Here is a 4,959-nt window from a genome sequence, read left to right as displayed (position 1 = left end):
GGGGAGGTGGCGCGCGAAGCGCGACGGAGGGGGCTACGGCGCAAGTCGAAGTCCCCCTCAGTCGGCCAAGCGGCCGACAGCTCCCCCAGAGGGGGAGCACCTAGTCCTTAAGACGCCCGCTTACGAGCGGGCGTTTTTCGTGCGGCGGGTTTCTTCTCGGCCGCGCGAGGCGTGGTCTTTCGGCGCGTACCGCCCTCGCCCAGGCTGCGGCGCAAGGCCTCCATAAGGTCGATGACCTCGGCCTCCTTGGGCTCGGCGACCGGCGCGGTGACGCCGTGGTTCTTTTCCTTCTCTGCGATCAGCTTGCGCAGCGCTGTCTCATAGCGGTCGGTGAATTCGGTCGGATCGAACGGGCCTTCGAGCTGGTCGATGATCTTCTCGGCGATGGCGACCATCTTGGTGTCGGCCTTAACGTCCGGGATGCTTCCGAAGAAATCGGCGGGATCGCGCACCTCGTTCTTGGAGCGAATGGTGTAGGCCAGCAGCCCCTGGTCGCGCGGCTCCAGCGCCATCACCCGTTCGCGCTGGTGCATCACCACCCGCGCCAGCGCCACCTTCCCCGCCCCGCTCATCGCCTCGCGGGTGACGCTGAAGGCCTCGACCGCCAGATCGTCGTCCGGCGCCAGGAAGTAGGGGTCGTTCCAGTAGAGACGGTCGATCTCGGCCTCATCGACGAATCGCTCGATGTCGATGGTGCGGGTGGTTTCCAGCCGCACGTTCTTGATCTCCTCGTCGGTGACGATGACGTAGCGGCCCTTCTCGATCTCATAGCCCTTGACGATGTCCGCCCGCTCGACCGGCCCGGTGTCAGGGTCGGTGGGGATCATCCGGATGCGGTTGTGAGTCTCTTTGTGCAGCATGTTGAACGAGACGTCGGCGCTGCGAGACGTGGCCGTGTAAAGGGCCACAGGGCAGCTTACGAGCGACAGGCGCAGATAACCCTGCCAGGTGGGGCGAGTGGCCATGTCCGGACTCCGATAGCCTGATCAGAGTCAGGAAACGCCGAGCCCGGCGATTCAGTTCGCCGGCAAACTCAAGGTTGGCAGGACCGCGGCTTGCTGAACATCCAGCTGGCCTTTGCGGAAGCCGTCCCGCACCCCGCTTTGCGCGCCGAATTCGACCAGTTGGTCCTTGACCGGGTCGTAGGCGGGCCAGACGATGTCGCAGTTGGGCGCGCCAGTCTTGGCGAAGGCGACCCAGCAGCCGTGCATCAGCTTGGCCATGGCCTTGTCGTCGGCCGCGACCATGCTCTCGGGCGTGCGCCGGCCCCAATATTCGAAGACATACTGGATCTCGGCGGCGTGGGCGGCGCTGGTCACGCCCATCGGCCGGAAACGCGAGCCGACATAGGAGAAATGATAGAGCCAGGCCGGCTTGCCGTTCGCCGCTTCGGCGGCGATCCAGCGGGCGGGGGCGACCATGAAGCGGTCGCCGAAGGCCGCGCGAACCAGGGCTTCATCGCCTTTGGCGGCCTCGCTGGCATAGGCCGCCTTGGCGGGCGCGGGGATGGCGGCGGCCATGGCCGAAGCGTTGGGCAGGCTGCGGCCCATCAGCGAATCCTCACCGGAATTGGCCCCGATGATCAGCGGCACATCGGTCTCGCGCCCGGCGGCGAAGGCCTGGGATGGAGTTTCCTTCAATAGCCGCCCATCAACGAACGGCCCGTAGTCGTCCGTCAGGGTCTCGGCGACCAACCGTTCGGCCGGAACCGCGCGCAGGTCGGCGCCCCCGGCGTTCTCCAGACCCAGCTTGGCGGCCACGGCGACGCCGGCGGCTTCCTTGTCGGCCAGGGTGGTGGGCGCCGACCAGCCGCCGCCCGACTGCACGGCCGCCTTCTGGAACAGCCCCTTGGCCTTGGGCGTGGCGAGGATGGCGAGCGTGCTCATCCCGCCGGCGCTTTCACCAAACACCGTGACGTTCTTCGGATCGCCGCCAAAGGCCGCGATATTGCGCTGGACCCATTCCAGGGCGGCGATCTGGTCCATCAGGCCGTAACTTCCCAGCGCCTCGGTCTTGCCCGCGGCCTTGGTCAGGACCGGATGGGCGAAATAGCCGAGCGGGCCGAGGCGATAATTGATCGAGACCAGCACCACCCCGTCGCGGGCGAAGTTCTGACCGTCATAGATCCAGCCCGCGCCGGTCCGGTGAGAGCCGCCATGCAGCCAGACCATGACCGGCGCCTTGCCGCCGAGTTTTTCCTTTAGCGGGGCAAAGACGTTGAGCTGCAGGCAGTCCTCGCTGATCGGCCCGTTGGCGCTGCCTTCGTTGGGCGTCCCGTCGGGCTTCATCTGCTGCGGGCAGGAGGGACCGTTCGTCGTGGCGTCGCGTGCGCCGGGCCAGGGTAGAGGCTTCTGCGGCGGCGCCCAGCGCAGGTCGCCAACCGGCGGGGCCGCATAGGGGACATTCTTGAAGATCCGCGCCCGGTCGGTCTGCGCGCCGGCCAGCACGCCGCTCTCGACCTTCACGGTTGTGTCCTGGGCCTGCGCCGCTGAAGCCAGGGCCAGCGCGCCCGCGATGATCGCACCCATTCGCAGCATGGCGTTTCCCCTGACCGACGGCTGGCGAGCATTCGGCGCGCCCGCGCCAAGGTCAAGCCGACTCCACCGTGAGGTGCTTGACTCTTTAGCCTCCAATCTTAGAACAAAATAAGAACAAAGGATCTAGAAGCGATGTCCGGATTTCGCGACGACCGCCTGGCGGCGCTCAAGACGAAGATCGCAACCCTTGAGGCGGGCGGACGGGCGGACTCTGAATCCCTGCCGTTCGGAGCCCCCCAGATCGACGACTGTTTCCTCGGCGGCGGACTGGCCCTGGGCCAATGGCACGAGTTCACCGGAGCGGGGATGGAGGTGGAGACCGCCGCCTCACCGGCCGCTTTCGCCGCCCTGGTCGCCGCCCCGCTCGCCCGGCGCGGCGAGGCGGTCTGGGTGCTGAGACGGGACGACCTATTCGCGCCGGGACTGGCCGGACTGGGGTTTCCGGCCGAGCGGCTGATCCAGGTCTGCGCCCGCGACGAGGCCGAGGCCCTGGCCATCACCGAGGACGCCCTGGCCACGATCGGCGTCGCCGCCGTTTTCGCAGAGGTGGAGGCCGTCGACCTCACCGCCGGCCGTCGACTGCAACTGGCCTGCGAGAAGCGCGGCTCCACCGGCTTCGTGATCCGCCGGCGGCCCTACGGAGGCCAGGAGCGCAAGACCGCTTCGGGCTCGGCGGCCGCCACCCGATGGAAGATCGCCCCGGCTGCCAGCGAACCTGGACCTGGGGAATTTGGTCTCGGTCCGCCACGCTGGCGGGTCGAGCTGGAACGCTGCCGGGGAGGCCGAACCGGCGCCTGGCTGATGGAGGCCCAAACCGCATTCACCTGGGAGGCCGGACATGGCCCGCATCCTCTGCGCCTGGTCCCCGAACTGGGCGATCGCCAACTGGCGCCGGCGGAACCCATCCGACTCTCCGCCTGAGCCCTTCGGCCTGATCGAGGCGGTGAAGGGCGCGCGCCGGCTGGCGGCGGTGGACAAGGCCGCGCGCGCCGCCGGCCTCTACACCGGCCAGAAGGTCACCGACGCCATGGCTCTGGTCCCCGAACTGGTCACCGCCGAGGCCGAGCCGGAGGCCGACGCCGCCGCCCTGACCGCCCTGGTCGACTGGGCCGTGCGGTTCTCCCCCGCCGTGGCGCCCGACGCGCCTGACGGCCTGTTCCTCGATATCGCCGGGGTCTCGCACCTGTGGGGCGGGGAAGCCGAGTTGATGGCCGACTTCCGCGCGCGGCTGTCCGCCAACGGCCTGCACTTCCGCTGCGCCATCGCCGATACGCCGGGCGCGGCCTGGGCCCTGGCCCACCATGGCAAGGGCGTGGAGATCATCGCCCCGCCGAACGGCCAGGCCGACCTGCTCGCCTATTTGCCGCCCGCCGCCTTGCGGCTGGAGCCGCAGGCCGCCGCCCAGATGGAACGGCTGGGCCTGCGTCTGTTGTTCCAGATCATCGGCCTGCCGCGCGCGCCTCTGGCCCGCCGGTTCGGCAAGCAGACCCTGATCCGTCTGGACCAGGCCATGGGCCGCGCCGACGAGGCCCTGACCTTTCGCCGTCCGCCGCATCCCTGGTTCGCACGGCTGGCCTTCTTCGAACCGATCAGCGCGCTGGAGGACCTGCAGCGGGTCAGCTTCGACGTCTCCGCCAAACTGTGCGCCCGGCTGGAGCAAGAGGGCCAAGGCGCCAAGCGCTTCGTCATCGCCTTCCACCTGCTGGACGGCAAAGCCTTTCCCCTGACCATCGGCCTGTCGCTGGCCGGCCGCGATCCGGCCCGCATCGCCAAGCTGTTTGCGCCCAAGCTGGAGACCATCGACCCCGGCTTCGGGATCGATGTGGTGACCCTAGAGGCCGAGGCGGTGGAAGCGGTTTCCGGCCGCCAAGTCCGGCTCGACACCGGCGTGGAAGCCGCCGTGGAGGACGGCATCGCCCCTCTCGTTGACCGGCTGACCAACCGGCTGGGCGAGGGCCGGGTCTGGAAAGCCGTGCCGGTGGCCAGTCATGTCCCCGAGCAATCGACCCGGCACGCCGCCCCGCTGAGGGCGGTGATGGGCGCCGGTTGGAACCCCGAAACGCCGCGCCCCCTACGCCTGTTTCGCCAGCCCGAGCCGCTGGAATTTGTCACAGCCGAAGTCCCCGACGAGCCCCCCCTCCAATTCCGGTGGCGTAAGCGCATCCACCGAATTCTGCGCGCCGAAGGCCCCGAACGGATCGGCGCCGAATGGTGGCGAGCCGACATCGACACGATCAGCGTCAGCCACGTCCGCGACTACTACCGGGTCGAGGACCAGGACGGCGCGCGCTTCTGGGTGTTCCGCGAAGGCCTGTATAGCGCCGACGCCGAGACCCGCTGGTGGCTGCACGGGGTGTTCGGATGAGGCGTACTCCCCCTCAGTCAGCTTCGCTGACAGCTCCCCCAGAGGGGGAGCATCTGA

At 68.8% G+C, this 4,959-nt stretch carries 4 protein-coding genes; 2 read left to right on the top strand and 2 right to left on the bottom strand.

All coding sequences use genetic code 11. The features are described 5' to 3' along the window. Positions 1 to 107: 107 nt before the first annotated feature. Together Q8M13_RS13340 and Q8M13_RS13335 are read right to left on the bottom strand one after the other, a co-directional pair. Positions 108 to 965 carry a Ku protein gene (locus Q8M13_RS13340; RefSeq protein ID WP_305300458.1) on the bottom strand — a complete coding sequence of 286 codons (858 nt, stop codon included), beginning with the start codon at positions 963 to 965 and terminating at the stop codon, positions 108 to 110. 51 nt (positions 966 to 1,016) lie between these two features. Beyond that, positions 1,017 to 2,537, bottom strand: coding sequence for a carboxylesterase/lipase family protein (locus tag Q8M13_RS13335; protein ID WP_305300457.1), 1,521 nt, complete (start codon positions 2,535 to 2,537; stop codon positions 1,017 to 1,019). A 132-nt stretch (positions 2,538 to 2,669) separates the two neighbouring features. On the opposite strand from Q8M13_RS13335, the gene Q8M13_RS13330 reads away from it, so the two are divergent. Further along, positions 2,670 to 3,458 carry an ImuA family protein gene (locus Q8M13_RS13330; protein WP_305300456.1) on the top strand — a complete coding sequence of 263 codons (789 nt, stop codon included), beginning with the start codon at positions 2,670 to 2,672 and terminating at the stop codon, positions 3,456 to 3,458. Beyond that, the gene (locus Q8M13_RS13325; protein WP_305300455.1) at positions 3,376 to 4,902 is read left to right on the top strand and encodes a DNA polymerase Y family protein; all 1,527 of its coding nucleotides are present in this window, start codon (positions 3,376 to 3,378) and stop codon (positions 4,900 to 4,902) included. The genes Q8M13_RS13330 and Q8M13_RS13325 overlap by 83 nt, the downstream gene beginning before the upstream one ends. The last annotated feature ends 57 nt before the right edge of the window (positions 4,903 to 4,959 follow it).

Origin of the sequence: Phenylobacterium sp., from assembly GCF_030681155.1 — a bacterium.
Lineage (GTDB): Bacteria > Pseudomonadota > Alphaproteobacteria > Caulobacterales > Caulobacteraceae > Phenylobacterium.
This window is presented reverse-complemented; position numbering and strand designations above follow the sequence as displayed.

Excerpts from the sequence above, each read along its gene's own strand:
- Q8M13_RS13325 (WP_305300455.1), top strand. The coding sequence starts at position 3,376 with ATGGCCCGCATCCTCTGCGCCTGGTCCCCGAACTGGGCGATCGCCAAC.
- Q8M13_RS13335 (WP_305300457.1), bottom strand. The coding sequence starts at position 2,537 with ATGCTGCGAATGGGTGCGATCATCGCGGGCGCGCTGGCCCTGGCTTCA.
- Q8M13_RS13340 (WP_305300458.1), bottom strand. The coding sequence starts at position 965 with ATGGCCACTCGCCCCACCTGGCAGGGTTATCTGCGCCTGTCGCTCGTA.
- Q8M13_RS13330 (WP_305300456.1), top strand. The coding sequence starts at position 2,670 with ATGTCCGGATTTCGCGACGACCGCCTGGCGGCGCTCAAGACGAAGATC.